We start from the raw sequence: 24409 nt of genomic DNA, 5'->3' as shown, positions 1-24409 counted from the left end.
ATGGCCTAAAGTATGGGGGCGATGCCGCACTTGGGAGGTTCGCCGTGCACGTACCCGATGGATTCTTCACCCCGGCCGTATCACTGTCGGCCGGCGTCGTCGCCGCGGCGGGGGTGGCGGTGGCGCTGCGCGGCGCCCGCCGCGAGCTCGACGACCGGACGGCCCCGATGGCGGGCCTGGTCGCCGCCTTCGTCTTCGCCGTCCAGATGCTGAACTTCCCGGTGGCGGCGGGCACCAGCGGCCACCTCCTCGGCGGCGCGCTCGCCGCGATCCTCGTGGGACCGTACACGGCGGTGCTGTGCATAGCCGTCGTGCTCCTGGTGCAGGGCTTCTTCTTCGCGGACGGCGGCCTGACCGCGCTGGGCGTCAACATCACGCTCATGGGCATCGTCTCGGTCCTCGTGGCCTGGGGCGTCTTCCGGCTCGTCACCCGGGTCGCGCGCGGCCGCGGGGCGGTCGTCGCCGCCTCCTTCGCCGCCGCGCTGCTCTCGGTGCCCGTCACGGCGCTGGCGTTCACCCTGCTGTTCTGGCTCGGCGGCACCGCGCCCGTCGCGGTCGGCACGGTCGCCGCGGCCATGGGCGGCGTGCACACGCTCATCGGCATCGGCGAGGGCCTGATCACCGCGGTCACCGTCAGCACCGTCCTGGCCGTCCGCCCCGACCTGGTGTACGGCGCGCGCGGCCTGGCCGCCCCGCTGGTCCTGCGCGGCCCCGGCGGTCAGGAGGTCGAGACCGGGTTCCCGGGGAACCCCGGGAACCCGGGGAACACGACGACCGCCCCGCGCCGGCGTCTCGGCTGGTTCGCCCCGGCCGCCATCGCGCTGACCGCGGTGCTGGCCGGTGGCGTCAGCTTCTACGCCTCCGCCTCGCCCGACGGCCTGGAGCGGGTCGCCGAGGACAAGGGCTTCGCCGGCCGCGCCACCGACCACGCGCTGGGCGACCAGCCGCTGGCCGACTACGGCGAGCGGGGCGGCCTCCCGGTCGGGGTGGCGGGCCTGCTCGGTGCCGGGGTGACGCTGGCGGTCGGCGGCGGGCTGTTCACCGCCGTGCGGCGCCGTACGCGGGAGGGGGCGGCGGCCTGATGGGCGCCGGGCACCACCACCGCCTCCACCTGCCGGGAGACTCACCCGTCCACCGGTTGCCGCCGCAGTGCAAGCTGGCGGCGGTGGTGTGCTTCGCGCTGGTGGTGGTCGCCACCCCGCGCGAGTGGTTCGGCCTGTTCGCCTGTTACGGCGCGCTGCTGGCGGCCGTGGCGGTGATCGCGCGGGTCCCGCCGGGCTTCCTGCTGCGGCGGATGGCGGTCGAGGTGCCGTTCGTGGTGTTCGCCGTGGCCCTGCCGTTCGTCGGGTCCGGCGGGCGGACGCCGTTCCTCGGGCTGTCGCTCAGCGTGGCCGGCCTGTGGGCGGCGTGGAACATCCTGGTCAAGGCCACCCTGGGGGTGCTGGCGAGCGTCCTGCTCGCGGCCACCACCGACCCGCGGATGATCCTGCTGGGCGCGCAGCGGCTCAGGCTGCCGCAGCTGCTGGTGCAGATCGCCATGTTCATGCTCCGCTACCTGGACGTGATCCTCGCCGAGATGCGGCGCATGCGGGTGGCCAGGGAGTCGCGGGGGTTCGCCGCGCGGGACGTCCGGCACATCCCGGTGATCGCCAGGTCGGCGGGCGCGCTGTTCATCCGGTCCTACGAGCGGGGCGAGCGGGTGCACCTGGCGATGCTCAGCCGCGGCTACACCGGGTCGATGCCGGTGCTCGCCGACGCGTCCGCCTCGTCGCGGCAGTGGCTGGCCGCCGGTATGTTGCCTGGCGTGGCGCTCGCGGCGCTGCTGGGAGTCTGGGGGCTGGCGTGAGCGCTGGGACGGGCGCGGGTACGGGCGCCGACGCGGGCGCGGAGACGGGCATGGGCACGGGCGCGGGCGCGGAGACGGGCACGGGCGCCGTGCCGTCGCTGGAGGTGAGCCGGCTGGCGTACGCCTACCCGGACGGCACGCAGGCGCTGTTCGGCGTCGACCTCCGCCTGGAGCGGGGGGAGCGGGCGGCGCTGCTCGGCCCGAACGGCGCGGGCAAGACCACGCTGGTGATGCACCTCAACGGCATCCTGACCGCCGGCCACGGCACGGTGACCGTGGCCGGGCTGCCGGTGGGGGGAGACTCGCTCAAGGAGATCCGCAGGCGGGTCGGGCTGGTCTTCCAGGACCCCGACGACCAGCTCTTCATGCCGACCGTCCGCGAGGACGTCGCCTTCGGCCCGGCCAACATGGGCGTCCGGGGCGACGAGCTGGAGCGCCGGGTCGTCACCGCGCTGGAGCGCGTGGGCATGCTGCACGCCGCCGACCGGCCGCCGCACCACCTGTCCTTCGGCCAGCGACGCCGGGTCGCGGTGGCGACCGTGCTGGCCATGGAGCCGGAGATCCTGGTGCTGGACGAGCCGTCGTCGAACCTCGACCCGGCCTCCCGCCGCGAGCTGGCCGAGATCCTGCGGAGCCTGGACGTGACCGTGCTGATGGTCACGCACGACCTGCCGTACGCGCTGGAGCTGTGCGAGCGCTCGCTCATCCTCTCCGGGGGCGTGATCGTCGCCGACGGGCCGACGCGGGAGCTCCTCGCCGACCCGGATCTGCTCGCCGCCCACCGCCTGGAGCTGCCGTACGGCTTCGCGATCCCGGACGGCGCCGGCATGGAACGTGCGGGCGGCGCCGGTGATATGTGATGGATTGTAGGGAAAACTCCTGAGCCAGCGGGATGATCCGCACGGTCGTGGGACCTCACAGGCGGTGATGCCGAAGTAAAGTGGGGGCTGCCTCACGGGTCCCGAGGAGGAGTGATGAAGCTGCGGTTGGCTCGCCGTCCCGTTGGTGACGCCGTGGTGGTGGCCGTCGAGGGAGAGCTCGACCTGTTCACCGCTCCCTTCCTGAGGGACGAGATCCGCGACGCCATCAAGCTCGACGGCCCACGGCTCGTCCTCGACCTCACCGACCTGTCGTTCATGGACTCCAGCGGCCTGTCCGTGCTGATCGAGGCCTGGCGGCTGACCACGGCCCAGAGCGGCGGGGTCCGCCTGGCCTCGCCGCAGACCCCGGTGGCGCGGATCCTGCGCACCACCGGCCTCGACCGGCGCATCAAGGTCTACCCCGACGTGGACGGCGCCGTGGGGGAGATTTGGCCACCCTGAGTAGAACTTCATTCGGTCCCCGCGTTAAAGTCCGCTCATGGACCTGAACGGAGCAGCAGCAATCATCTCGGGCGGAGCCAGCGGTCTCGGCGAGGCCACGGCCCGCGAGCTCGCCGCGCACGGCGCCACCGTCGTCATCGCCGACCTCAACGAGGAGCGCGGCAAGGCCATCGCCGACGAGCTCGGCGGCCTGTTCGTCAAGACCGACGTGTCCGACGAGGAGCAGGTGCAGGCCGCGGTGGACGCCGCCGTGGCGACGGGCAAGCCGTTGCGCGTCGTGGTGAACAGCGCCGGCATCGGCTGGGCCACCCGTACGGTCAACCGCGACGGCTCCCCGCACGACCTGGCCTCCTACCGCAAGGTCATCGACGTCAACCTGATCGGCACCTTCAACCTCATGCGCATCGGCGCGGCGGCCATCGCCAAGACCGAGCCCGCCGACGAGGACGGCCAGCGCGGCGTGGTGATCAACACCGCCTCGGTGGCGGCGCTGGAGGGCCAGACCGGCCAGGTGGCCTACTCGGCGTCCAAGGGCGGCATCGTCGGCATGACGGTCCCGGCCGCGCGCGACCTGGCCGCCATCGGCGTCCGCGTCAACACGATCTGCCCCGGCATCATCGACACCCCCATCTACGGCTTCTCGGGCAACGCCGAGGAGTTCAAGGCCAAGCTGGTGGCGCCGGTGGTCTTCCCCAAGCGGATGGGCCGGCCCTCGGAGTTCGCCCACCTGGTACGCGCGCTGATCGAGAACGACTACATGAACGCCGAGGTCGTCCGCTTCGACGGCGGCATCCGCTTCCAGCCCAAGTAGTTTCCAGCCCAGGGAGGAGTGACCGGTGTCTGACGAGGTTCTGGTCGACGTCGAGGACGGCGTCGCCGTCATCACGATCAACCGCCCCCAGGCCAGGAACGCCGTCAACGGCGCGGTGGCCCGGGGCGTCGCCGCGGCCCTGGACGAGCTGGAGGAACGCAAGGACGTCGCCGCCTACGTCCTGACCGGCGCCGGCGGCACGTTCTGCGCCGGCATGGACCTCAAGGGCTTCCTGACCGGTGACTTCCCGGTCGTGGAGGGCCGGGGGTTCGGCGGTCTCGTGGAGGCTCCCCCGAAGAAGCCGATCATCGCCGCGGTCGAGGGCTACGCCCTGGCCGGCGGGTTCGAGCTGGCGCTGGCCTGCGACATCGTCATCGCCTCCGAGGAGGCGAAGTTCGGGCTGCCGGAGCCCAGGCGCGGCCTGGTCGCCGGGGCCGGAGGGGTCATGCGGCTGCCGCGGCGCATCCCGTACCACCTCGCGATGGAGATCGCCCTCACCGGTGACCACTTCCCGGCCTCCCGGCTGCGGGAGGCCGGCCTGGTCAACCACGTCACGCCCGCGGGTGAGGCGCTGGCCAGGGCGGTCGAGCTGGCCCGGCGGATCGCGGCGAACGCCCCGCTGGCGCTGGCCGCGACCAAGCGGGTGATCGTCGAGTCGGCCGACTGGAGCACCGAGGAGATGTTCGCGCGGCAGCAGGAGATCATCAACCCGGTGTTCGGCTCCAAGGACGCCATGGAGGGCGCGGCGGCCTTCGCGGAGAAGCGCGCCCCCCGGTGGCGGGGCGAGTAGCGCTCCGCGCCGCACGCCTCCCGGCCGTTCCGGGGCCCGCCGTCTCCCGGTCCCCGGGGCTCTTCCCCGGCCGTCCGGGGCCTCCTGCCAGGGCCGTCCCGGGGCGCGCTCGGGCCGTCCGGGGCCTGCGGCCCGGTCGTCCCGGGCCGTCTCCCGGCGGCGCGCTCTCGGGCCGTCCCGGACCCGTTTCCCGCCGGCGCTTCCGCCGCCGGGAAACGGGTCCCGAAGATGAGCGCATTTCCGCCGTGAAGTGCATACCGTAAAGGTGTGGACAACCCGGGCGGGGGCACGTGATGTCCACGCGAGGCTCCGACGGCCAGGAGAGTGCATGAACGACCACCCGACCGGGGTCCGCCCGACCGGCCCGTCCAACCCGTCCTCCACCGCCCGGTTCCGCCGCCGGGCCGGTGACCTGGCCGCGAGCGCCGCGGGCGCGGCGGTGGTCAACATCCTCCTCGTCGCGGTCATGTGGGCGAGCGAGATCGCCGACTACGTGCTGCCCGCCGACTTCGACGCCTACGGCATCCGCTCCTGGAACCCGGAGGGACTGTCGGGCATCCTCCTGGCCCCGTTCCTGCACGCGGGCTTCGGCCACCTGATGGCCAACTCGCTGCCCCTGCTGATCCTCGGCTTCCTCGCCGCGCTGCGCGGCATCGGCCGCTTCCTGGCCGCCAGCCTGATCATCATCGTGATCAGCGGCCTGGGCGTGTGGTTCACCAGCCCGCCGACGTACGTCACGGTCGGCGCGAGCGGGCTGGTGTTCGGCTACTTCGGCTTCGTCCTGGCCCGGGGCCTGTTCGACCGCCGCGCCCTGGACATCGTGATCGGCATCGGCGTGGCGGTGGCGTACTACTCGATCATCTGGGGCGTGCTGCCCGGCCAGGCGGGCATCTCCTGGCAGGGGCACCTGTTCGGGCTGCTCGGCGGGATCGTGGCGGCGGGGGTCCTGCGCCGCAGGCGCCGCGCCCTGCCCGCCTACTGAGACGCCCCGCGCGCGGCACGGGAGCCGGGACCATACGGCGGGCGCCGGACGGAGGATGCCCGGACGGGGTGTCCGGACGGGAGCGGGGACCGTACGGCGGCCGCCCGGCGGGGCCGGCCGGGGTGTCCGGACGGGGCGCCTGGCTAGAGTGGTCCGGACGAACGCCGGCCCCGGGGGAGCGGAGCATCCGTGGACGACACCACACCCGACGACCGCGCCGCGGACGCCCCCGGAGGACGCCGTACGGCGTCCCGCGGCGTGCTGGTGAGGCGCGCGCTGCCCACCGAGCCCGCGGTGCGCGGCTCGGCGTCGCTCTTCATGACCGAGGCGGGCGCCCAGGGCGTCCGTCCGGGTCGTCAGATGCTCCACGTCGGCCCGGAACCGGCCGCCGGGCACATCGCCGAGGCCCTGCGCGTCGAGCCCGGCACGGAGGTCCTGGCGCGCCGCAAGCTGCTGCTGGCGGACGACGTGCCGGTGCGGATCGCCACGAGCTTCTTCCGCCTCGACGTCTTCGGCGGCACCCCGATCTGCGCGCCCGGCTTCGTCACGCCGACCCTGCAGGCCGGGATCGAGGCGCTCGGGCACCGCTTCGGTCACGCCGAGGAGTATCTCGTCGCCCTGCCGGCCACCGGCGCCGAGACCGCCGCGCTCCGGCTCGACCCGGGGGAGTGGGTGGTGCGGATCGTGCGCGCCGCCTACGGCGACGACGGCACGCCGGTGCACGTCCTGGAGACCGTCTGCGCGGCCTCCCGCCACGTCTTCCCGATCGCCCAGGTCACCGGCGCCGACGAGTTCTGAGCCGGCCGTACGGCACGGCTTCCCGCCCGGTCACGCGGCGCGGCCTCCGGCTCGGTCACGCGGCGCGGCCTCCGGCTCGGTCACGCGGCGCGACCTGACCGGTTCGGTCACGCGGCGCGGTCTCCGGGCCGGTCAGGCGGTGCGGCGGGAGTGGGCCAGGGCCCGCCAGCCGATGATCACGGCGGCCGCCCCCAGCGCCAGGGCCAGGTAACCCCCGACGATCCCGCCGCCGGTGCCGGGACCGCCCTCGGAGTTGACCACGACCAGCCCGCCGACGACCACGCCGGCCGGCCCCGACGCCAGGGCCGCGGCGGCCTTCCGCGCGGCGCCGGTACGGTCGGCGGCGCGCAGGGCCGACACGCCGGCGACCACGCCCGCCAGCGCCGGTGCCATGGCGACCAGGGCCCAGATACGCCCGGCGGTGAAGTAGCCGACGCCGACCGGCTGGGCCAGGACCTGCGCGGACACTGACGCGGCGTGCTCGGAACCTCCGGTCAGGGCGGTTCCGGCGGCGGCGAGCAGGTGACGGACGGACGACATGAAGTGCTCCTCCTGCGATCGGATGCCGCCGATCATGCCCGCCGGACCCGCCGCCGGTCGTCCGCCGGACGCGGACGATCCGCGCTGCCGCCGCCGCGGCAGCCGGCCGCCGAGGCTGACGCGGCCGACGTGGGGATACCGCGGGCGCGGTAGCCGGGCGGTCATCCGCACGGAGGAGTCGCCCGCGCGGGCCTCGGGTTAGGGTGCGCGCATGAGCACAGGACGGTCCGGGGCGCGGGCGGACGCCATGGACTGGGCGATCGCCGTCGGCATGGCGGCGGTGCTGCTGGTCACGGGGCTGTCCGGGCGGCACCCCGCCACGGGTCCGTACCTGCTCGGCTACGCGCTGCTGGTCGCCGGCGGCCTGGCGCTGGCCGCGCGCCGCCGGGCCCCGGTGCCCGTCCTGGCCGTCACCGGGCTGTGCGCGGTGGGCTACCAGGCGGCCGGTTTCGACGTGCCCGCCGTGCCGTACCTGTTCGCGGTGTACGCCGCCGTGCGGGCGGGACACCGGGCCGTCACGGTGGGGGCGAGCGTGGCCATGCTGGGCCTGCTGCCCGTGGCGGCCCTGGTCTCGGGCATGCATGACACGGGTGAGGCGTTCGCGCGGGCCCGGGGAGCCCTGGAGCTCGCCTGGCTGATCGCGGCCGGCGCCGCGGGAGAGGCGCTGCGGCAGGCCGAGCGGCGGGCGGAGGAGGCCGAGCGCACCCGGGAGGAGGCCGCGCGGCGCCGCGCCGACGAGGAGCGGCTGCACATCGCGCGGGAGCTGCACGACTCGCTCACCCACCAGATCTCCGTCATCAAGGTGCAGGCGGAGGCCGCCGTCCACGTGGCCCGCAGGCGGGGCGAAGAGGTGCCGGAGGCCCTGCTGGCGATCCGGGAGGCCGGCCGCGAGGCGGCCCGGGAGCTGCGCGCGACCCTGGAGGTGCTGCGCGACGACGCCAGGACCCCGCCGCACGGGCTGGGCCACGTCCCGGAACTGGTGGAGCGCGCCCGCGCGACCGGCCTGGACGCGAGACTGACGGTCGGGGGACGCCGGCACGACGTGCCGGCCGCGGTGGACCGGACCGCCTACCGGATCGTCCAGGAGTCGCTGACCAACGTCGCCCGGCACGCCGCCGCCGCGACGGCGTCGGTCCGCATCGACTACCGTCCCGGCGCCCTGGTCATCCGGGTCGACGACGACGGCGCGGCCACGCCGGACGACGCCCCGGCGCCCGGCGTCGGGCTGCTCGGGATGCGCGAGCGGGTCACCGCCCTCGGCGGCCGCCTGCGCGCGGAGCCGCGCGCCGGAGGCGGGTTCACCGTACAGGCCGAGCTTCCCGTGGACGGGGTGTCGTGATCCGTGTCCTGCTGGCCGACGACCAGCCGCTCATCCGCAGCGGGTTCCGCGCGCTCCTCGATCTGGAGGACGACATCGAGGTGGTGGCGGAGGCCGGTGACGGGAGCGAGTGCCTGGAGCTGGCCAGGGAGCACCTGCCCGACATCGCGCTCGTCGACGTCCGGATGCCGGTCCTCGACGGCATCGAGGCGACCCGGCGCATCGCCGCGGACCCGGCCCTGGCCGGGGTGCACGTCGTCATCCTGACGAACTACGGCCTGGACGAGCACGTCTTCGAGGCGCTGCGCGCCGGAGCGGCCGGGTTCCTCGTCAAGGACGTCCTGCCGGAGGACTTCCTGCACTCCGTGCGCGTCGCCGCGCGCGGCGACGCGCTGCTCGCCCCGTCGATCACCCGCAGGCTGATCGACCGGTACGTCGCCCAGCCACCCCGCACCGGCGCCGCCGCGGCGCTGGGGGAACTGACCAACCGCGAGCGCGAGGCCGTCGCCCTGGTCGCGCGGGGACTGTCGAACGACGAGATCGCCGGTCACATGGTGATCAGCCCGATGACCGCGAAGACCCACGTCAACCGCGCCATGACCAAGCTCCGCGCCCGCGACCGCGCCCAGCTCGTGGTCCTCGCCTACGAGTCCGGCCTGGTGGTCCCGAACGGCTCCTGAGGTCCTCCCCGGTCGCGGCCCGGCCGGGGGCCGGGCCGCGGGAACGGAACCTAGAGACGCTCGACCACGTGGTCGATGCAGACGGTCAGGGCCTCGACGTCGTCGGGGTCGATGGCCGGGAACATCGCGACGCGCAGCTGGTTGCGGCCGAGCTTGCGGTACGGCTCGGTGTCGACGATGCCGTTGGCGCGCAGCACCTTGGCCACCTGCGCGGCGTCCACCCCGTCGGCGAAGTCGATGGTCCCGACCACGTTGGAGCGGAACTCCGGACCCGCGAACGGGGTGGTGTAGGAGGTCTTCTCCGCCCAGGTGTACAGGCGGCGGGCCGACTCGGCCGAGCGGGCGGTGGTCCAGGCCAGGCCGCCGTTGCCGTTCATCCACTCGATCTGCTCGGCGAGCAGGAACAGCGTGGCGACCGCCGGGGTGTTGTAGGTCTGGTCCTTGGCGGAGTTGTCGATCGCCGTCGGCAGGCTGTAGAAGTCGGGCACGTAACGGCCGCTCGCCGCGATCTCCTCGACCCGCGCGAGCGCGGCCGGGGACATCAGGGCGATCCACAGGCCGCCGTCGGAGGCGAAGCTCTTCTGCGGCGCGAAGTAGTAGACGTCGAACTCGCCGGCCTCGACGGGCAGGCCGCCGGCGCCGGAGGTGGCGTCCACCAGGACCAGCGAGCCGTCCTCGCCGACCCGCCGGATCGGCATGGCGACGCCGGTGGAGGTCTCGTTGTGGGTGAGGGCGTAGACGTCCACGCCCTCCTCGGCGCGGGCCTGCGGATGGCTGCCGGGGTCCGACTTGATCACCGTCGGGTCGCCCAGCCACGGGGCCCTGGCGGTGACCGCGGCGAACTTGGAGGAGAACTCGCCGAAGTGCAGGTGCTGCGACCTGTCCCGGACGAGCCCGAAGGCGGCGATGTCCCAGAACGCGGTGGTGCCGCCGTTGCCGAGGACGACCTGGTACCCCTCGGGCAGGGAGAACAGCTCCGAGAGGCCCGCGCGCACCCGCCCGACGAGCGACTTGACCGGCTTCTGGCGATGGGAGGTGCCCATCAGAGCCGATCCGGAGGCGGCCAGAGCGGACAGCTGCTCGGGGCGCACCTTCGAGGGCCCGCAGCCGAAGCGGCCGTCGGCGGGCTTGATGTCAGTGGGAATCACGATGTCAGCCACCCCGCCAGACTACTGAGCCATGCCGCGTGACTCGTACGAGGTCCGCATGATGAGACATTCGTGTCTGACAAGCGGAACGGCCGCCGCGCGAGGGGATCGCGCGGCGGCCGCGGGGGAGGGTCGGCGGGGCCGGGCGGGGGAGCCCGGTCCGGAAAGCCGGCCGCGACGGCTCAGGCGGAGCCGACGACCTCGGCGGCGCCGGGGACGTCGTTGATCGAACGCTGCGCGGGACCCACGTACTTGGCGCTGGGGCGGACGAGCCTGCCCGTGCGCTTCTGCTCCAGGATGTGGGCGGCCCAGCCCGCGGTGCGGGCGCAGGTGAACATGGAGGTGAACATGTGCGAGGGGACCTCGGCGAAGTCGAGGATGACCGCGGCCCAGTACTCGACGTTGGTGGCGAGCACCCGGTCGGGCTTGCGGGCGTGCAGCTCCTCCAGAGCGGCCTTCTCCAGCGCGGCGGCGACCTCGTAGCGCGGCGCGTTCAGCTCCTTGGCCGTACGGCGCAGCACGCGGGCGCGGGGGTCCTCGGCGCGGTAGACGCGGTGGCCGAAGCCCATGAGGCGCTGGCCCTTGTCGAGCTCGGACTGCACGTACTTCTTGGCGTCGCCGACCTGCTCGACACCCTCGATCATGTGCAGCACGCGCGCCGGGGCGCCGCCGTGCAGCGGACCGGACATGGCGCCGACGGCGCCGCTCAGCGCCGCCGAGACGTCGGCGCCGGTGGAGGCGATGACGCGGGCGGTGAAGGTGGAGGCGTTCATGCCGTGCTCGGCCGCCGACACCCAGTAGGCGTCGATGGCCTTGACGTGGGCGGGGTCGGGCTCGCCCCGCCAGCGGGTCATGAACCGCTCGACGATGCTCTCGCACTCGTCGATCCGCTTCTGCGGGACCATCGGCTGGCCGAGGCCGCGCGACGACTGGGCGACGAAGCTGAGGGCGGTCACGCTGGCGCGCGCGAGGTTGTCGCGCGCCTCGTCGTCGTCGATGTCGAGCAGCGGCTTGAAGCCGTACGCGGGGGCCAGCATGGCCAGCGCGCTCTGCACGTCGACGCGGATGTCACCGGAGTGGACAGGAATGGGGTACGGCTCGGCCGGGGGCAGGCCCGGCTGGAACTCGTTGTCGACCAGCAGGCCCCACACGTGTCCGAAGGAGACGCGGCCGACCAGCTCTTCGATGTCGACGCCCCGGTAGCGAAGGGCGCCCCCTTCTTTGTCCGGTTCCGCGATCTCCGTCTCGAAAGCTACGACGCCTTCGAGCCCGGGTTTGAAGTCGGACATTCTCGGCCGCCTCCCTTTCTTGAAGTCAAAGCCTTGATGTCGAGATACCGGCGGGTCATATTCAACCTTGTGGGGGACAGTGGTGTGGCCCCGGACCCGCCGGAACGCGATCGTCCCAGGTAGGGGGCGCGCGCATGCTCTTGGTTCAACCACGGGAGAATACCGAACCGTGGATGCCACCTCGCGCCCGCCGTCGCTCGCGGGCCTTCGCCGTACCTACGAGGGCGACCCTCTGTCGGAGGGGGATCTCGCGCCCGATCCTGTGACGCAGTTCACCGTCTGGTTCGGTGAGGCCCTGGACGCCGGGCTCCCCGAACCCAACGCCATGATCCTCGCCACCTGCTCGGCGGGCGGGCTGCCGACGGCCCGCACCGTGCTGCTGAAGGGCTACGACGAACGGGGGTTCGTCTTCTACACCAACTACGAGTCCCGCAAGGGCCGCGACCTCCGGGAGAACCCCAGGGCCGGCCTGCTGTTCCCCTGGCACCCCATCCGCCGCCAGGTGCGGGTGGAGGGCACGGTGACGCGGCTGCCGCGCGAGGAGTCGGCCGCCTACTTCCGCTCCCGCCCCTACGGTTCGCGCATCGGCGCCTGGGCGTCGCGGCAGTCGGCCGTGGTGGGCTCGCGGCAGGAGCTCGACGCCCGCTACGCCGAGCTGGCCGCGCGCTGGCCGGAGGATCCGCCGGTGCCCGACTTCTGGGGCGGGTTCCGGGTCGCGCCGGTGGAGGTGGAGTTCTGGCAGGGCCAGGTCTCCCGGATGCACGACCGCCTGCGGTACCGGCGCGCGGGTGACGGATGGGTCGTGGAACGCCTGGCTCCCTGACGCATTACTCTCTCGTTGCTGATATATCCGCATATATCAGCCTTGATGAGGGGGAATCGTGGCGTTCGGGGACATGGTGCGGCGGCTCGCGGTGGACACCCGTCCGCTCGCCGTCCCGGCCTTCCGGCGGCTCTGGGCCGGGCAGGGCGTGTCGTTCATCGGTTTCCAGCTCACCGCGGTGGCGGTCAGCGCCCAGATCTACGACATCACCTCCTCCTCGTTCTGGGTCGGCATGCTCGGCCCGGCCAACCTCATCCCCCTGATCGTCTTCGGGCTGTGGGGCGGCGCCGTCGCCGACGCCGTGGACCGGCGCAGGCTGCTGCTGACCGGATCGGTCATCGCCTGGGCCGCGACGCTCGCCCTGCTGGCCCAGGCCGTCCTCGGCACCGCGAACGTCGGGCTGCTGCTGGCGACCACGGCCGTGCACGCCACCGGCTTCGCCATCACCGGCCCGACCCGCGGCGCGATCATCCCCAGGCTCGTCCCGCCGGAGATGGTCCCGGCCGCCAACACGCTCAACTACCTCGCCGGAGGCGTCGGCAGCGTCGTGGGCCCGCTGGTCGCCGGGGTCGTGCTCGCCCGGGGCGGCCTCGCCGCCGCCTACCTGGCCGACGCCGTGCTGTTCACCGCCGGCTTCTACGCCACGCTGCGGCTGCCGGGCCTGGCGCCGCTCGGCGAGGTGACCCGCCCCGGCCTCCGGTCCGTCCTGGACGGCCTGCGCTACGTCTCCGGCCACCCCATCGTGATGATGTCGTTCGTCGTGGACATCATCGCCATGGCCTTCGCCCTGCCCCGGGCGCTGTTCCCCCAGATCGTGGCCGAGCGGTTCGGCGGCTCGCCGATCGCGTTCGGCTGGCTGTCGGCGAGCATGGCGATCGGCTCGGTCGCCGGCGGGCTGATGTCGGGCTGGGTGGGCCGGGTCCGGCGGCAGGGCCTGGCGCTCACCTTCGTGATCGCCGCCTGGGGGCTCAGCGTCGCCGCGTCCGGGCTGGTGGGCGCGCTGTGGGCGATGGTCGCGCTGCTCGCCTTCGGCGGGGCCGCCGACCTCGTCTCCTCGGTGTGGCGGCAGACGATCCTCCAGACGCACGCGCCCGACGACATGCGCGGGCGGATGCAGGGGGTGTTCATGGTCGTGGTGGCCGGCGGGCCCCGTCTCGGGGACCTGCGCGCCGGGGCCACCGCCACGTGGTTCGGCGCCACCGGGGCCTGGGTGGGCGGCGGGATCGCGTGCGCGCTCGCCGTACTCGCGGTGGGGCTGGCGGTGCCCTCGTTCAGGGGTTACCGTGCGGGCACACGCGAGGTCTGACCGGTCCGGGAGGCGTCCGGGAAGCACCCGGGAGGCATCCGGGAAGCATCGGGCGCGCTCCGGTGTTGCCGTCCTTTGCCACCGCGGACCCGATACTCCCAATAGGGTCGGGGTCTGAGACTTCTTCCGTCCCGCACCGCCCTTCGCGGAACGTCGCGTGATGGACGAGGAGGCATCGAGATAGGACGGAGGAGCCTTGACCGCACACGGCCTGATCGACACCACGGAGATGTACCTCCGCACCATCTTCGAGCTGGAGGAAGAGGGGATCGTCCCGCTGCGGGCCCGGATCGCCGAGCGGCTGCAGCAGAGCGGCCCCACCGTCAGCCAGACGGTCGCCCGCATGGAGCGCGACGGCCTCGTCCGCGTGGAGGGCGACCGCCACCTGGCCATGACCGACCTCGGCCGCACCCTGGCGACGCGCGTCATGCGCAAGCACCGCCTCGCCGAATGCCTGCTCACCCAGGTGATCGGGCTGCCCTGGGAGGAGGTGCACATCGAGGCGTGCCGCTGGGAGCACGTCATGTCGGAGTCGGTGGAGGCCCGCCTGGTCTCCCTGCTCAACAACCCGACCGAGGACCCCCACGGCAACCCCATCCCCGGCCTCGACGAGCTGGGCGTCGAGGGCGCCGGGAGCGACTGGGAGTCGCTGCCGTCGATGGCCGCTCTGGCCGGACCCAGAGATATACCCGTCGTCGTCCGCCGAATTAGCGAACAAGTGCAAAGCGATCCGGCTGTGATGCTTAAACTCAAGCAAGTTGGGATACAACCCGGACGCGAGGTAACGCTCGCGGCGAGCGACGACGGTGTGCGGGTGACAGGTGACGACGAGGCGGAGAACAATCTTGCGGAGCTTCCGCGGGAGATCGCCGCGCACGTCTTCGTCTCCACTCGCTGACCAGGGCCCCTCTGCTTGGTTGGATCCCCCTGGGGAGCCCCTCCGCTTCCACTCCCAGGCCGAGACTGCAGCTGGAGCAACCGTGGTTCGCTTTGCGCACACCCGTCCTCAAGGGGTGGTCACCGGATGAAGCGGTGGGGGGACCTCTCACCGGACACCGCCGACCACCTGACGGCCGGTTCCGTTCTCGACCACGCCGAGATGGCGGTGGTCGTCACCGACAGATTCAGCAACATCCTCTACCGGAACCCGTTCGCCGACAGGCTCTTCGGCCGCCCCGCGGCCGCGGCCTCCCGGGAACAGTCCTTCTCCCTCGGCGTCATGGAGAAGGACCATCCGCTCGCCGGTGAGCTCGCCAAGCACGTCCTCAAGGGCGGGGTCTGGGAGGGCACGTTCGACGTCCGCCGCGGCGACGGGACGATGATCTACGTCCGGGCGCAGGCCGTACCGCTGCGGCACCCGTCCGGATCGGTCAGCGGCATCGTCATCACCGCCCGCGAGGCGATGCGCAGCAACGAGCGGGAGAAGGACCGCTTCGGGCTGCTGGAGCGGATCGGCGAGCGGCTCGCCGGATCCCTCTACGTCGAGGAGACGCTCAAGCGGGTCTCCGAGATGCTCGTCCCGCAGTTCGCCGACCACTGCTTCATCGAGCTGATGGAGGGCGACCGGCTGACCCGCAGGGTCTCCACCCACGTCCAGGGCTGGAGCCCGCCGCCGGACACGTGGGCGCCGCTCGGGGCGGAGATCCGCTACCCCCCGGGCCACTACGCCGACATCGCGCTGCGCCGTCAGGAGACCGTCCTGGTCGAGGACTTCGCGCAGACCAACTACCCGAGCCCCGGCGAGGCCAACACCCGCCTGGCCGCCGAGATCGGCCTGACCTCGGCCATCGTGGCGCCCCTGTGCGTTCGCGGCGAGACCCTCGGGCTGATGTACCTCGGGCTGTCCAACCTCACCGACCGGCGCAGCCCGCACTACGACGCCTTCGACCGCGACTTCGTCGGGGCCATCGCCACCCGCGTCGCCGTGGCCGTGGACAACGCGCTGCTGTTCGAGGAGGAGCGGCACACCGCCGAGTCCTTCCAGAAGTACCTGCTGCCTCCCGCGCCGCTGCCCGAGCTCGACGGGCTGGAGATCGCGGTCCGCTACTACCCGGCGGCCCCGCTCGCCAGCCACGGCCAGGGCATCCAGACCCAGGTGGGCGGCGACTGGTACGACGTCATCCCGCTGTCGGCGGGCCGGGTCGGCATCGTCATCGGCGACGTCGAGGGCCGCGGAGCCAAGGCCGCCGCCGTCATGGGCCAGCTGCGCGCCGCGCTGCGCGCCTTCGCCCAGGACGACAAGCCGCCCGCGGAGATCCTCGCCAAGCTCGACGAGTGGACCCGCATCATCGCCACCCCCGAGCGCGACGACAGCGGCACCGACGTCAGCGTCCCGCCCATCGTCACCTGTCAGTACCTCGTCTACGACGCCTGGTCGCGGCAGCTCTCCTTCGCCAACGCCGGCCACGCCCCGCCGCTGCTGCTGCACGGCGGGGTCTGCCGGGAACTTCAGATCGAGGAGGTGGGCCAGCCCCTCGGCGTCCGCGCCAAGGGCATGCACGCCGACCTGGTCTACAAGGAGGAGACCCGGACGCTGCCGCCGGGCGCCGCGCTCGTCCTCTACACCGACGGCCTCGTGGACCGCCGCCCGGTGCGCGACGCCGACGGCCGGGCACCTACCGAGGAGGAGACCTTCGACATCCTCCGCCGGCGGCTCGCCGAGGAGGCCGGCGCGTCGGTGGAGCACCTCGCCGAGGTGGCGACGTTCGCGGTGCCGGGCGAGATCGACGACGACATGGCGATCCTCGTGGTCAGGTCCGCCCCCGACGACCTCGACGTCGAGGAGCGGACGTTCCCGGCCCAGCCGATCATGGTCGGTGAGGCCCGCCGGATGGCGTCGGACGCGTTCACCGGCTGGAACGTCCCCGAGGAACGCGCCGAACTCGCCTGCCTGCTGGTCTCCGAGGTGGTGACCAACGTCGTGCTGCACGCCGCCACCGCCACCGTCCCCCGGCGGGAGCTGCCGATGGACGGCCCCTCGCTGTCGTCCCTGTCGTTCGACGAGACCTGGGGCGACGGCCCCGACTTCGACGACGAGGTCACCGCCGAGAAGGAGTTCACGCTCCGGCTGCGCCGGGGCCGCGACTCGGTCTGGGTGGAGGTCTTCGACCAGGACCTGCGGCTTCCCCGGATCCGCAGCGCCGGGGAGAACGACGAGGGTGGACGGGGCCTGTACCTCGTCGACCAGCTCGCCAGGCGCTGGGGATCACGCCCCACCAAGGAGGGCAAGGCCGTCTGGTTCGAGATCCCCACCAAGACCCGCTGAGGCTCCGCGGTCCACCGGGGTCCACCGGGGTCCTGCGGTCCGCCGAGGACCCGGTCCGCCGAGGCCCGCGATCCGTCGAGGTCACGGTCCGCTTAGGTCCCGGCCCGCTGCGGCCAGTGGTCCGCCGAGGTCACGGTCCGCTGAGGTCCCGCCGAGGCGCCGTCCCGCCGCCGAACCTCCCGGCGGCGTCCGGCCGCGTCCTTCGCCGGGATCGGGGTACGGCGCGGGCGGCTGGCCGGTCTCCACGCGAGGTGCTTGACTCGTGGGCATGGAACTGGCCTTCGAACGGCGCGGGGTGGGTCCGCCCCTGATCCTCCTGCACGGAATCGGGCACCACTGGCAGGGATGGCTGCCGGTGCTCGACCGTCTCGCCGCCGAGCGGGACGTCGTCGCCGTGGACTTCCCGGGCTTCGGTGTCTCGCCGCCGCTGCCGCCGGGCACGCCGTACACCCCCGAGGCGCTCGCCGACGCGGTCGAGGCGTTCTGCGCGGTGCTCGGCCTGCGTGAGCCGCACGTCGCGGGCAGCTCCCTGGGCGGCTACGTCGCGCTGGAGCTCGCCGCCCGCGGGGTGGTCCGCACCGCCACCGCCCTCTCCCCGGCCGGGTTCTGGAACCGTACCGAGCTGGCCTACGCCCGCGCGGTGCTCCGGGCGATCAGGTCGCTGGCGCGCGAACTGCCGGCCGGACGCGCCCGCCTCCTCGCCGGGCACCGGATCGGCCGGACGCTGACGATGGGCCTGATGACGGCCCACCCGGACCGGCTGTCCGCCGAGGCGGTGACGGCCGCCGCCGAGGCGATCGCCGGCGCCCCGGGGTTCGACGACACCCTCGACGCGTTCCTGTGGACGATGCCGCCCGCCCCGCCGAAGTCGCCGATCACCATCGCCTGGGGCGAGCACGACCGGCTGCTGCCCCGGCGCCAGGCCGTACGGGCGGCCCGGTGGTCGGGACAGCGGGTACGGCTGCTGCGGGGATGCGGGCACCTGCCGATGAGCGACGACCCCGGCCTGGTCGCCCGCGTCCTCCTGGAGGGCTCCTCCCGCTGAACCCGCACCGGGGCGTACGGCACGCGACCGGACTCGCGATGTCCGCCCGGTGTGACGCCTGTCCGGTGTACGGCGCGGCCGGGCGTCACCGCCCGGCCGGTCCGGATGCCGGCGCCTTCCCGCCCGGTTCGGTGCCGGCGCCTTCCCGCGCTACCGGGTGCGGCGGCGGTTGCGCAGCGCCGCCACCCCCGCGACCACGGCGGCCAGCGCGCCCGCCGTCACCGCCGTCGCGGTGTGGCGACGCTGCTGCACGGCGGTGCCGGCCAGGCCCCAGACCAGCGTGGCGGGGTAGGAGATCGAGCGGGGACCGGCGGCGATCACGGCCGTGGCGACGGCCCCGGTCACGGCCAGCGCCGGGACCGCCCAGGGGCGCTGCGGGTCGGCCGCCGCGGGGCCGTCGACGGCGCCGTCGAGCACCGAGATGGCCGACGCCAGGGTGAGCCAGCCCGCGAACCCGGCCAGCGGCTCGCGCACCGCCCAGCGCCACCCGTCCGGCCGCCCGCGGTCCTCGGGGGTCTCGCGGTCCTCGCGGTCTCCGTGGTCCCTGTGGTCGCCGTGGTCCCCGTGGGAACCGTCCTCGGGGGTGTCCCGGCCGGTGAGTGCGTAGGCCGCCACCGCCGACACCCAGGTGACGCCCACCAGGGGCAGGAACGCCCGGGTGCCCTGCGCGCGGCTCTGCAGGCCCGCGCCGAGGTAGCCCAGCGCGGCGGGCAGGGCGAGGCGGCCGAGAACGTGGTCACCACGCCGCCGCGGCATCGCCTGGTAGACGGCGTAGGCCAGCGAACCCGCGTAGATCGGCCCCCAGATGCCGAAGGCCCGGCTGGGCGGGACGATCGCCGACGGCGACCGTTCCGCGTCGCCGTAGTTCCCGGTGGCTCCCAGCGTCAGGCCGGTCACGACCGCCCCCGCCGTCAGCGCCTGCCGTGCCACGCCCTGCCGAATGCCGTCTCCCATGTCCCCGCACCCCACCGCGAGCGGCCCGGTGAGACGCACCGTGTCTCGGCCGGCCGGGTTCCCGCGTGCCGCGATGGCCCTTCCCACGGGCTCACTTCCCCCGACGGGCCCGCCCATTCGGCGCGGAGCCGGCCGCCGGCGTGATCCGCGGCACGTGGCCCGCCCGCCCCGGCGGTACGGCGGGTCACCGGAAACGCCCGATCACCAGGCGCGGAAGGACCCGTCCTGCCGCCCGCCGGGGGCGTCCGGGCGCGGTCGAAGAACCGGGCCGGCCACCGGCCGGGAGCGTCCGGGCGCGGTCAGCGGAACGTCTGCGCCCACAGGGCGAGGGCCACCAGGACGAACACGATCACGATGCCCGCGTAGCCGACGGGACCGAGCCGCAGCGCCCGCCGTACCCGGTTGAGACCCCAGGCGAACAGGAACGCCAGGAAGATCAGCAGAATCAGCCCGCTGTCCATCGCCACCGCCTCAGGGAGTCCACGCAGACCAGTATGCGTCGGCGGAGCCGATCACGCGGCGGGTAACGGCCGGACGCGCTCACATGAGATCGTTGCGCCTCATGAACGCTTCCCCGAAGACATCGCGCGTCCTGACGGCCGTCGTCCTCGCCGCCGGTCTCGCGGCGGGCCTGACCGCCTGCTCCGGCGACGGTGACGGTGACGGTGACTCAGCCGCGCCGGCACCCACCGTCACGGTGACCGAGACGTCCGCCGCGACCGGGACGGCCTCGGAGCCGCCCGTGACCGCCCCGCCCACCTCCTCCGTGCCCACCGTCACGGCCACGCTCACCGCCTCGCCCGCCGCGACGCCGAGCGTCTCCGGCATGCGGGGTCTGGACGAGGACCTGGTGGGGGACGTGCAGCTCGATGGAAGCGGCGCGATCACGGTGGCTCCCGAGGGCGAGGCCGCGCGGCGGGCCAAGCTCATGCCGTTCACCGAGGTGCTCGACGTGCAGGGCGGCATCTGCACGAAGGGACCGCTCCCGCACCGGTGCACCACCGACCAGCTCCGCAAGGCGCTCAAGGCGGGGACGTCCCTCTACGCCAAGGTCACCGTCAAGGACGGCTTCGCCATGCGGATCGAGGAGATCGTCCCGGAGTGACCGGCGGAGCGCCGGGGAGGGCCCGTTCAGCCCGGAGCGGCGCACGCCGGGACGGGCGATCGGGAGCCGGGGGATCGGCGGCCCGGCGGGGCGCCGGCCGCTCAGAAGCCGAAGGACCGGCCGATGATCTCCTTCATGATCTCGGTGGTGCCGCCGTAGATGGTCTGCACGCGGCTGTCGATCCAGGCCCTGGCGACCGGGTACTCCAGCATGTAGCCGTAGCCGCCGTGGAGCTGGAGGCAGCGGTCGATGACCCGGTTCTGCAGCTCGGTGGTCCACCACTTGGCCTTGGCCGCGTCCACGACGCTCAGTTCCCCGGCGTTGAGCGCCCGGACGCACCTGTCCACGTAGTGGCGGGCGATGTCGACCTCGGTGTCCAGCTCGGCCAGCACGAACCGGGTGTTCTGGAAGCCGCCGATGTTGCGGCCGAAGGCCGTGCGGTTCCTGCAGTACTCGATGGTCGTCCGCAGCACGGTCTCGGCGGCGGCCACCGCGGCCACCGCGATCGACAGCCGCTCCTGCGGGAGGTTGGCCATGAGCTGGTAGAAGCCCTGCCCCTCCTGCCCGCCCAGCAGGTTGGCGGCGGGGACCCGCACGTCGTCGAAGGACAGCTCCGCCGTGTCCTGGGCGTGCATGCCGATCTTCTCCAGGTTGCGGCCCCGGGTGAAGCCCTCCATGCCCCGCTCGACGACGAGCAGCGAGATGCCCCGGGCGCCCGCGTCCGGGTCGGTCCTGGCGACCACGACGACGAGGTCGGCGTTGATGCCGTTGGTGATGAAGGTCTTGGAGCCGTTGACGACGTAGTGGTCGTCCTCCCGCACGGCGGTCGTCCGTACGCCCTGCAGGTCGCTGCCCGCGCCGGGCTCGGTCATCGCGATGGCGGTGATCAGCTCGCCGCTGACGAAGCCGGGCAGCCAGCGGGCCTTCTGCCCGTCGTCCGTCAGGTTCAGGAGGTAGGGGGCCATCACGTCGTTGTGCAGGGAGAAACCCAGGCCGGACGCGCCGGCCGCGACGACCTCCTCGACGATCACGGCGTTGTAGCGGAAGTCGGTGATGCCGGCTCCGCCGTACTCCTCGGGCACCGCGAAGCCGAACATGCCGACCTCGCCGGCCTTCTTCCACACCTCGCGGGGGACGATGCCGTCCTTCTCCCACCGGGCGTGGTGCGGGACGACCTCGCGGGCCAGGAACTCGCGTACGGTCTCCCGGAAGAGCAGGTGCTCCTCCTCGAACAGGTCTCGCTGCATCGGCGGATCCTCCCGGGGTGGTTCTACGGTCCCTGCGGTCCCGCGCAACAGAATACGATTCTGTTGCCGCCTCGGTACAGTACGGCCGGCGATGCCCGCGCGGCCCCCGTCCGGCCCCCGACCGGCGGGAACGGGCCGCTCCCGCCGGGTGATCCCCGGGGGACAGCGGGTCACAACTGCGCCACGGTCCCCTGTGGATTCCCTGATCCCGCTGCGCCAAAGAGGGCGAAAACCGTACGATCTACCCTTGGTTTGCTAGAGGTGGCGCCGAGTCGGCGGTCCCGGCGATCGGAGTGTTGTGGTGGTTCGGTGGCGATCCAGGCTGAGTAAGCCTGTCGCGGTCTCGATGCTGGGTCTGCTGGGAGGGGCACTGGTCGTGCTCCCCTCGGGACAGGCGAGCGCCAACGCCGCCGAGCTGGTGGTCGACTACCAGTGCACCGGCGATCCGACGGACAGCATCGCGCAGAGCGGTCCGGTGCGTTTGCGGACCCATGTGTCGGTCCCGACGACGCTGACCGTGGGCGAGCCGCTCAACATCGGCTGGAAGCTCGGCTACCTCGGTATCGCCAGGTTCGGCTCGCCCGGCTACTTCGAGCCCGGCGCCACGGTCACCGCCACCGGCACGGTGGCGCTGTCGGGTGTCTGGAGCGGGAACCTCAAGCCGGTGGGCGCGGTGGAGCAGACCGGCAGGCTCCAGCCGGGCGACATCCTGAAGCTCCCCGAGGCGATCTCCGACTTCGCGCACACCGACCAGGCGGGGACGCTCAAGGTCACGCCGCGGAACATCGTGGTGGACTTCGCGCCCCCGGCGGGCGAGGCCATGGTCAACGACGACGACCCCCGGGTGGAGTACTCCGCGGGCGGCTGGAAGGACCTGAACAACCAGCCGGTCGAGCACAACGACTACCAGCGCGACCTGCACCGCACCGTGGTGAAGGATGCCTCCGCCTCCTTCACGTTCACCGGCACCGGCATCGAGTACGTCGCCCAGCGGGACTATCGGGCCGGGAGGGTCCGCTTCTACATCGACGGTCAGGCCGCCACCCCCGCCTACATCGACGCCTCCAAGAAGGCCGACGGCACCCCGTCCACCGACGCGGGCAAGGGCGGGCTGACCCTGTGGCGCTTCCGCGGGCTGAACTACGGCAAGCACACCATCCAGGTCGTCAACGACGAGCAGGGCAAGTGGGGCCAGCTCGACGCGTTCCGGGTGATCACCAAGGAGCTGTCCGCCCCGCCGAAGGCGCACCGGGCCACCTGCACGCTCGTCAGCAACCCGGTGTCGGTGAACGTCGTCATCTCGGACCCCTCGTCGACCACCCCGCCGCCGAACACCACCCCGCCGGGCTCCCCTGATCCGACGGGCGGCCCGACCACCACCCCGCCGACGACGTGCCTTCCGACGACCCCGCCCCCGGCGCTCGCTCCCACCGGTCCGCCGACGCCCGCCCCCACCGTCACCCCGACGGGCACGCCGACGGCGACTCCGGACCCCACCGCGACTCCGGACCTCACGGAGAACGACCCCGCTGACACGGACGATCCGAACGTGTCCCCGGAGGGCTTCGACAAGGCCGCGAGGACCCCCACCCCGCCGGAGACGCCCGCGCCGACCGACCCGCCGACGGAGCGGATGCCGATCGCCCCGACGACGACGCCGCCGGCGACGCCGACCCCGACATGCTCGCCGAGCACCCCTCCGACCACTCCCTCGCACACCCCCACGAACTCGAACTCGGCGACCCCGTCGCCGTGTGTCACCATCACCCCCACGCCGACGCCCACCTCGACGATCACGCCGACCCCCACCCCCACCGTCTCGTGCTCGCCGACGACGACCCCCCCGCAGACCACGCCGCCCCCCACCCCCACGCCGACCCAGAGCAACAGCGCCAACGGCAACACGTCGACCCCGAAGCCGACGCTGACCGTGACGGCGACCGTCACCCCGACCAGGACCGCCCCCACCACCCCGCAGGTGGTGATCACTCCCACGGGCGGCGCCCAGACCGGTGAGGCGCCCGAGCAGGAGGGCGGCACCTCGGCCCTCATGCTGGTCGGCGCCGGCGGCGCCATGCTCGCCGGCAGCGGGATGGGCGGCGTGGTGCTCGTACGGCGGCGCGCGGCGCACTTCCGCGGCCGGAGCTAGGTAAGGAGGCGCCGGATGTACTCAGGGCCCTCGCACGGCGGCCCCGGACCCTACGGACACGATCCCCGTGATCCGTACGGCGCGGGCCGCCCGCCCAGGAGCGCGCGGAGGCTGCTGCTGCCCGCGCTGCTCGTGGCCGGGTCCCTCGGCGGGGTCGGGGCGATCATGGTAGGGCTGCTCACCTACCTGTCCCCGGGGGGCGAGGAGGAGTACTACCGGGCCGCGGAGTCGCAGTCGGCGACCGGCACGGCGGCGCAGAATCCGCCGCCACCGCCGGTGGGGGAGGAGAACCCCGCGCTGACGCTCTCGGCGGCCGTCGGGCCGGGCGGGCTGGACGGGCCGCTGACGGCGGCGGCCCCGACGGCGCCGCCGCCGTTGCCCGTGGTCCAGCCGCCGGAGCCGCTCAAGACCGCCGCCGGTGTGCGGCCGAACAAGCTCTCCGTCGGGAAGATCGGGCTGCTGGCACCCCTGACGCAGGTCGGGGTGGACGCCAAGAAGGAGGTCCAGACCCCGCCGCTGAGCAAGCCGAAGCTGGCGGGCTGGTACAGGTACGGGCCCGTCCCCGGCCAGCAGGGTCCCTCGGTGATCCTCGGCCACGTGAACACCAAGAGCGGTCCCGCCGTGTTCAGCCGCCTGAAGGAGATCAAGCGCGGCGACACGATCAGGGTGTCGCGGTCGGACAAGGCCGTGGTGGAGTTCACCGTCGACGGTGTGGAGCAGGTCAGCAAGAAGGCGTTCCCGTCCAAGCGGGTCTACGGCAACACGGGCGAGGCCACCCTGCGCCTGATCACCTGCGGCGGCGTCTACAACCCCAGGATCGGTCACTACACCGACAACATCATCGTCTACGCCACCCTCTCCAAGGTCGTCCGCCGCTGACCCGGGTCCTCCGGGTACCGGCGCCCGGGTGCCGTCCGTGTCCTCGCGCCGGTGGTTCCGGGTGCGGACGGTCCGCGCTCGCCGATGGAGTTCACGGGTCCCCCACGCGGGG

24 protein-coding genes are annotated in these 24409 nt (G+C 73.3%); 18 read left to right on the top strand and 6 right to left on the bottom strand.

Translation table 11 applies throughout. From position 1 onward, the window contains the following. The first annotated feature begins 44 nt into the window (after positions 1 to 44). From ACZ6W9_RS31110 to ACZ6W9_RS31075, 8 genes are all read left to right on the top strand, one after another. A complete protein-coding gene (locus tag ACZ6W9_RS31110; protein ID WP_470120917.1) occupies positions 45 to 1082 on the top strand; it encodes an energy-coupling factor ABC transporter permease in 1038 nt (345 codons plus the stop codon). After that, positions 1082 to 1846, top strand: a complete 765-nt coding sequence (gene cbiQ / locus ACZ6W9_RS31105) for a cobalt ECF transporter T component CbiQ (protein ID WP_362936912.1) — start codon at positions 1082 to 1084, stop codon at positions 1844 to 1846. The genes ACZ6W9_RS31110 and cbiQ overlap by 1 nt, the downstream gene beginning before the upstream one ends. Before the next feature lie 50 nt (positions 1847 to 1896). Beyond that, the gene (locus tag ACZ6W9_RS31100) at positions 1897 to 2706 is read left to right on the top strand and encodes an energy-coupling factor ABC transporter ATP-binding protein (protein WP_389962746.1); all 810 of its coding nucleotides are present in this window, start codon (positions 1897 to 1899) and stop codon (positions 2704 to 2706) included. Positions 2707 to 2820: 114 nt separating this feature from the next. After that, positions 2821 to 3168, top strand: a complete 348-nt coding sequence (locus ACZ6W9_RS31095) for an STAS domain-containing protein (RefSeq protein WP_389961955.1) — start codon at positions 2821 to 2823, stop codon at positions 3166 to 3168. A 37-nt stretch (positions 3169 to 3205) separates the two neighbouring features. Beyond that, positions 3206 to 3979 (top strand): SDR family NAD(P)-dependent oxidoreductase, encoded by a 774-nt coding sequence (locus ACZ6W9_RS31090; RefSeq protein WP_389961953.1) that lies wholly within the window; start codon positions 3206 to 3208, stop codon positions 3977 to 3979. A 25-nt stretch (positions 3980 to 4004) separates the two neighbouring features. Continuing rightward, entirely contained in the window at positions 4005 to 4769 is a 765-nt protein-coding gene (locus ACZ6W9_RS31085; RefSeq protein WP_389961951.1) for a crotonase/enoyl-CoA hydratase family protein, read from the top strand. A 328-nt stretch (positions 4770 to 5097) separates the two neighbouring features. Beyond that, positions 5098 to 5751 carry a rhomboid family intramembrane serine protease gene (locus ACZ6W9_RS31080; protein WP_362936900.1) on the top strand — a complete coding sequence of 218 codons (654 nt, stop codon included), beginning with the start codon at positions 5098 to 5100 and terminating at the stop codon, positions 5749 to 5751. Positions 5752 to 5940: 189 nt separating this feature from the next. After that, on the top strand, positions 5941 to 6549 hold the full coding sequence (locus ACZ6W9_RS31075) for a GntR family transcriptional regulator (RefSeq protein ID WP_389961948.1): 609 nt from the start codon (positions 5941 to 5943) through the stop codon (positions 6547 to 6549). 132 nt (positions 6550 to 6681) lie between these two features. On the opposite strand, the gene ACZ6W9_RS31070 is transcribed toward ACZ6W9_RS31075, so the two are convergent. After that, positions 6682 to 7089 (bottom strand): DUF6223 family protein, encoded by a 408-nt coding sequence (locus ACZ6W9_RS31070; protein WP_470120913.1) that lies wholly within the window; start codon positions 7087 to 7089, stop codon positions 6682 to 6684. 211 nt (positions 7090 to 7300) lie between these two features. Here ACZ6W9_RS31070 and ACZ6W9_RS31065 point away from each other — a divergent pair, with 211 nt between their 5' ends. Together ACZ6W9_RS31065 and ACZ6W9_RS31060 are read left to right on the top strand one after the other, a co-directional pair. Next, a complete protein-coding gene (locus ACZ6W9_RS31065; RefSeq protein WP_362936891.1) occupies positions 7301 to 8428 on the top strand; it encodes a sensor histidine kinase in 1128 nt (375 codons plus the stop codon). Next, positions 8425 to 9087, top strand: coding sequence for a response regulator (locus ACZ6W9_RS31060; RefSeq protein ID WP_389961942.1), 663 nt, complete (start codon positions 8425 to 8427; stop codon positions 9085 to 9087). Before ACZ6W9_RS31065 ends, ACZ6W9_RS31060 begins: the two co-directional genes overlap by 4 nt. A gap of 50 nt (positions 9088 to 9137) precedes the next feature. Here the strand turns inward: ACZ6W9_RS31060 and serC are convergent, their stop codons facing one another. Both serC and ACZ6W9_RS31050 read right to left on the bottom strand, forming a co-directional pair. Continuing rightward, a complete protein-coding gene (gene serC / locus ACZ6W9_RS31055) occupies positions 9138 to 10247 on the bottom strand; it encodes a phosphoserine transaminase (RefSeq protein ID WP_389961940.1) in 1110 nt (369 codons plus the stop codon). A gap of 170 nt (positions 10248 to 10417) precedes the next feature. Continuing rightward, the gene (locus ACZ6W9_RS31050; protein ID WP_470120911.1) at positions 10418 to 11524 is read right to left on the bottom strand and encodes a citrate synthase 2; all 1107 of its coding nucleotides are present in this window, start codon (positions 11522 to 11524) and stop codon (positions 10418 to 10420) included. A gap of 169 nt (positions 11525 to 11693) precedes the next feature. Between ACZ6W9_RS31050 and pdxH the strand changes: the two genes are divergently transcribed. The 5 genes from pdxH to ACZ6W9_RS31025 all read left to right on the top strand — a co-directional run bounded on the left by pdxH (position 11694) and on the right by ACZ6W9_RS31025 (position 17963). Then, positions 11694 to 12347: a pyridoxamine 5'-phosphate oxidase gene (gene pdxH, locus ACZ6W9_RS31045; RefSeq protein WP_362936879.1), complete on the top strand. Its 654-nt coding sequence runs from the start codon at positions 11694 to 11696 to the stop codon at positions 12345 to 12347. 58 nt (positions 12348 to 12405) lie between these two features. Beyond that, positions 12406 to 13653, top strand: a complete 1248-nt coding sequence (locus tag ACZ6W9_RS31040) for an MFS transporter (protein ID WP_362936876.1) — start codon at positions 12406 to 12408, stop codon at positions 13651 to 13653. A gap of 196 nt (positions 13654 to 13849) precedes the next feature. Next, positions 13850 to 14551, top strand: coding sequence for a metal-dependent transcriptional regulator (locus ACZ6W9_RS31035; protein WP_362936873.1), 702 nt, complete (start codon positions 13850 to 13852; stop codon positions 14549 to 14551). Between the two features lie 126 nt (positions 14552 to 14677). Beyond that, a complete protein-coding gene (locus tag ACZ6W9_RS31030; RefSeq protein ID WP_470120908.1) occupies positions 14678 to 16918 on the top strand; it encodes an ATP-binding SpoIIE family protein phosphatase in 2241 nt (746 codons plus the stop codon). Between the two features lie 268 nt (positions 16919 to 17186). Continuing rightward, positions 17187 to 17963 (top strand): alpha/beta fold hydrolase, encoded by a 777-nt coding sequence (locus tag ACZ6W9_RS31025; protein WP_389962743.1) that lies wholly within the window; start codon positions 17187 to 17189, stop codon positions 17961 to 17963. A 150-nt stretch (positions 17964 to 18113) separates the two neighbouring features. Here the strand turns inward: ACZ6W9_RS31025 and ACZ6W9_RS31020 are convergent, their stop codons facing one another. Next, positions 18114 to 18917, bottom strand: coding sequence for a hypothetical protein (locus ACZ6W9_RS31020; RefSeq protein WP_470120907.1), 804 nt, complete (start codon positions 18915 to 18917; stop codon positions 18114 to 18116). A gap of 299 nt (positions 18918 to 19216) precedes the next feature. Beyond that, on the bottom strand, positions 19217 to 19378 hold the full coding sequence (locus ACZ6W9_RS31015) for a hypothetical protein (RefSeq protein ID WP_362936864.1): 162 nt from the start codon (positions 19376 to 19378) through the stop codon (positions 19217 to 19219). Positions 19379 to 19479: 101 nt separating this feature from the next. On the opposite strand from ACZ6W9_RS31015, the gene ACZ6W9_RS31010 reads away from it, so the two are divergent. Then, entirely contained in the window at positions 19480 to 20022 is a 543-nt protein-coding gene (locus ACZ6W9_RS31010; RefSeq protein WP_389961929.1) for a hypothetical protein, read from the top strand. A gap of 101 nt (positions 20023 to 20123) precedes the next feature. Here ACZ6W9_RS31010 and ACZ6W9_RS31005 read toward each other — a convergent pair whose 3' ends face one another. Beyond that, entirely contained in the window at positions 20124 to 21269 is a 1146-nt protein-coding gene (locus ACZ6W9_RS31005; protein ID WP_389961927.1) for an acyl-CoA dehydrogenase family protein, read from the bottom strand. A gap of 346 nt (positions 21270 to 21615) precedes the next feature. Here ACZ6W9_RS31005 and ACZ6W9_RS31000 point away from each other — a divergent pair, with 346 nt between their 5' ends. Together ACZ6W9_RS31000 and ACZ6W9_RS30995 are read left to right on the top strand one after the other, a co-directional pair. After that, a complete protein-coding gene (locus ACZ6W9_RS31000; RefSeq protein ID WP_470120904.1) occupies positions 21616 to 23418 on the top strand; it encodes a hypothetical protein in 1803 nt (600 codons plus the stop codon). A 15-nt stretch (positions 23419 to 23433) separates the two neighbouring features. Beyond that, positions 23434 to 24297, top strand: a complete 864-nt coding sequence (locus ACZ6W9_RS30995; protein WP_389961923.1) for a class F sortase — start codon at positions 23434 to 23436, stop codon at positions 24295 to 24297. Positions 24298 to 24409: the final 112 nt, after the last annotated feature.

It is taken from the genome of Streptosporangium sp. NPDC053982, from assembly GCF_055585205.1.
Note: the sequence above shows the minus strand (reverse complement) of the source record. Positions and strands in the feature narration are given on the sequence as shown.

Coding starts and splice junctions, on each gene's coding strand:
- cbiQ (WP_362936912.1), top strand. CDS start 1,082: ATGGGCGCCGGGCACCACCACCGCCTCCACCTGCCGGGAGACTCACCC.
- ACZ6W9_RS31100 (WP_389962746.1), top strand. CDS start 1,897: ATGGGCACGGGCGCGGGCGCGGAGACGGGCACGGGCGCCGTGCCGTCG.
- ACZ6W9_RS31095 (WP_389961955.1), top strand. CDS start 2,821: ATGAAGCTGCGGTTGGCTCGCCGTCCCGTTGGTGACGCCGTGGTGGTG.
- ACZ6W9_RS31090 (WP_389961953.1), top strand. CDS start 3,206: ATGGACCTGAACGGAGCAGCAGCAATCATCTCGGGCGGAGCCAGCGGT.
- ACZ6W9_RS31080 (WP_362936900.1), top strand. CDS start 5,098: ATGAACGACCACCCGACCGGGGTCCGCCCGACCGGCCCGTCCAACCCG.
- ACZ6W9_RS31070 (WP_470120913.1), bottom strand. CDS start 7,089: ATGTCGTCCGTCCGTCACCTGCTCGCCGCCGCCGGAACCGCCCTGACC.
- ACZ6W9_RS31065 (WP_362936891.1), top strand. CDS start 7,301: ATGAGCACAGGACGGTCCGGGGCGCGGGCGGACGCCATGGACTGGGCG.
- ACZ6W9_RS31050 (WP_470120911.1), bottom strand. CDS start 11,524: ATGTCCGACTTCAAACCCGGGCTCGAAGGCGTCGTAGCTTTCGAGACG.
- ACZ6W9_RS31030 (WP_470120908.1), top strand. CDS start 14,678: ATGAAGCGGTGGGGGGACCTCTCACCGGACACCGCCGACCACCTGACG.
- ACZ6W9_RS31025 (WP_389962743.1), top strand. CDS start 17,187: ATGGAACTGGCCTTCGAACGGCGCGGGGTGGGTCCGCCCCTGATCCTC.
- ACZ6W9_RS31020 (WP_470120907.1), bottom strand. CDS start 18,917: ATGGGAGACGGCATTCGGCAGGGCGTGGCACGGCAGGCGCTGACGGCG.
- ACZ6W9_RS31015 (WP_362936864.1), bottom strand. CDS start 19,378: ATGGACAGCGGGCTGATTCTGCTGATCTTCCTGGCGTTCCTGTTCGCC.
- ACZ6W9_RS31010 (WP_389961929.1), top strand. CDS start 19,480: ATGAACGCTTCCCCGAAGACATCGCGCGTCCTGACGGCCGTCGTCCTC.
- ACZ6W9_RS31005 (WP_389961927.1), bottom strand. CDS start 21,269: ATGCAGCGAGACCTGTTCGAGGAGGAGCACCTGCTCTTCCGGGAGACC.
- ACZ6W9_RS31000 (WP_470120904.1), top strand. CDS start 21,616: ATGCTGGGTCTGCTGGGAGGGGCACTGGTCGTGCTCCCCTCGGGACAG.
- ACZ6W9_RS30995 (WP_389961923.1), top strand. CDS start 23,434: ATGTACTCAGGGCCCTCGCACGGCGGCCCCGGACCCTACGGACACGAT.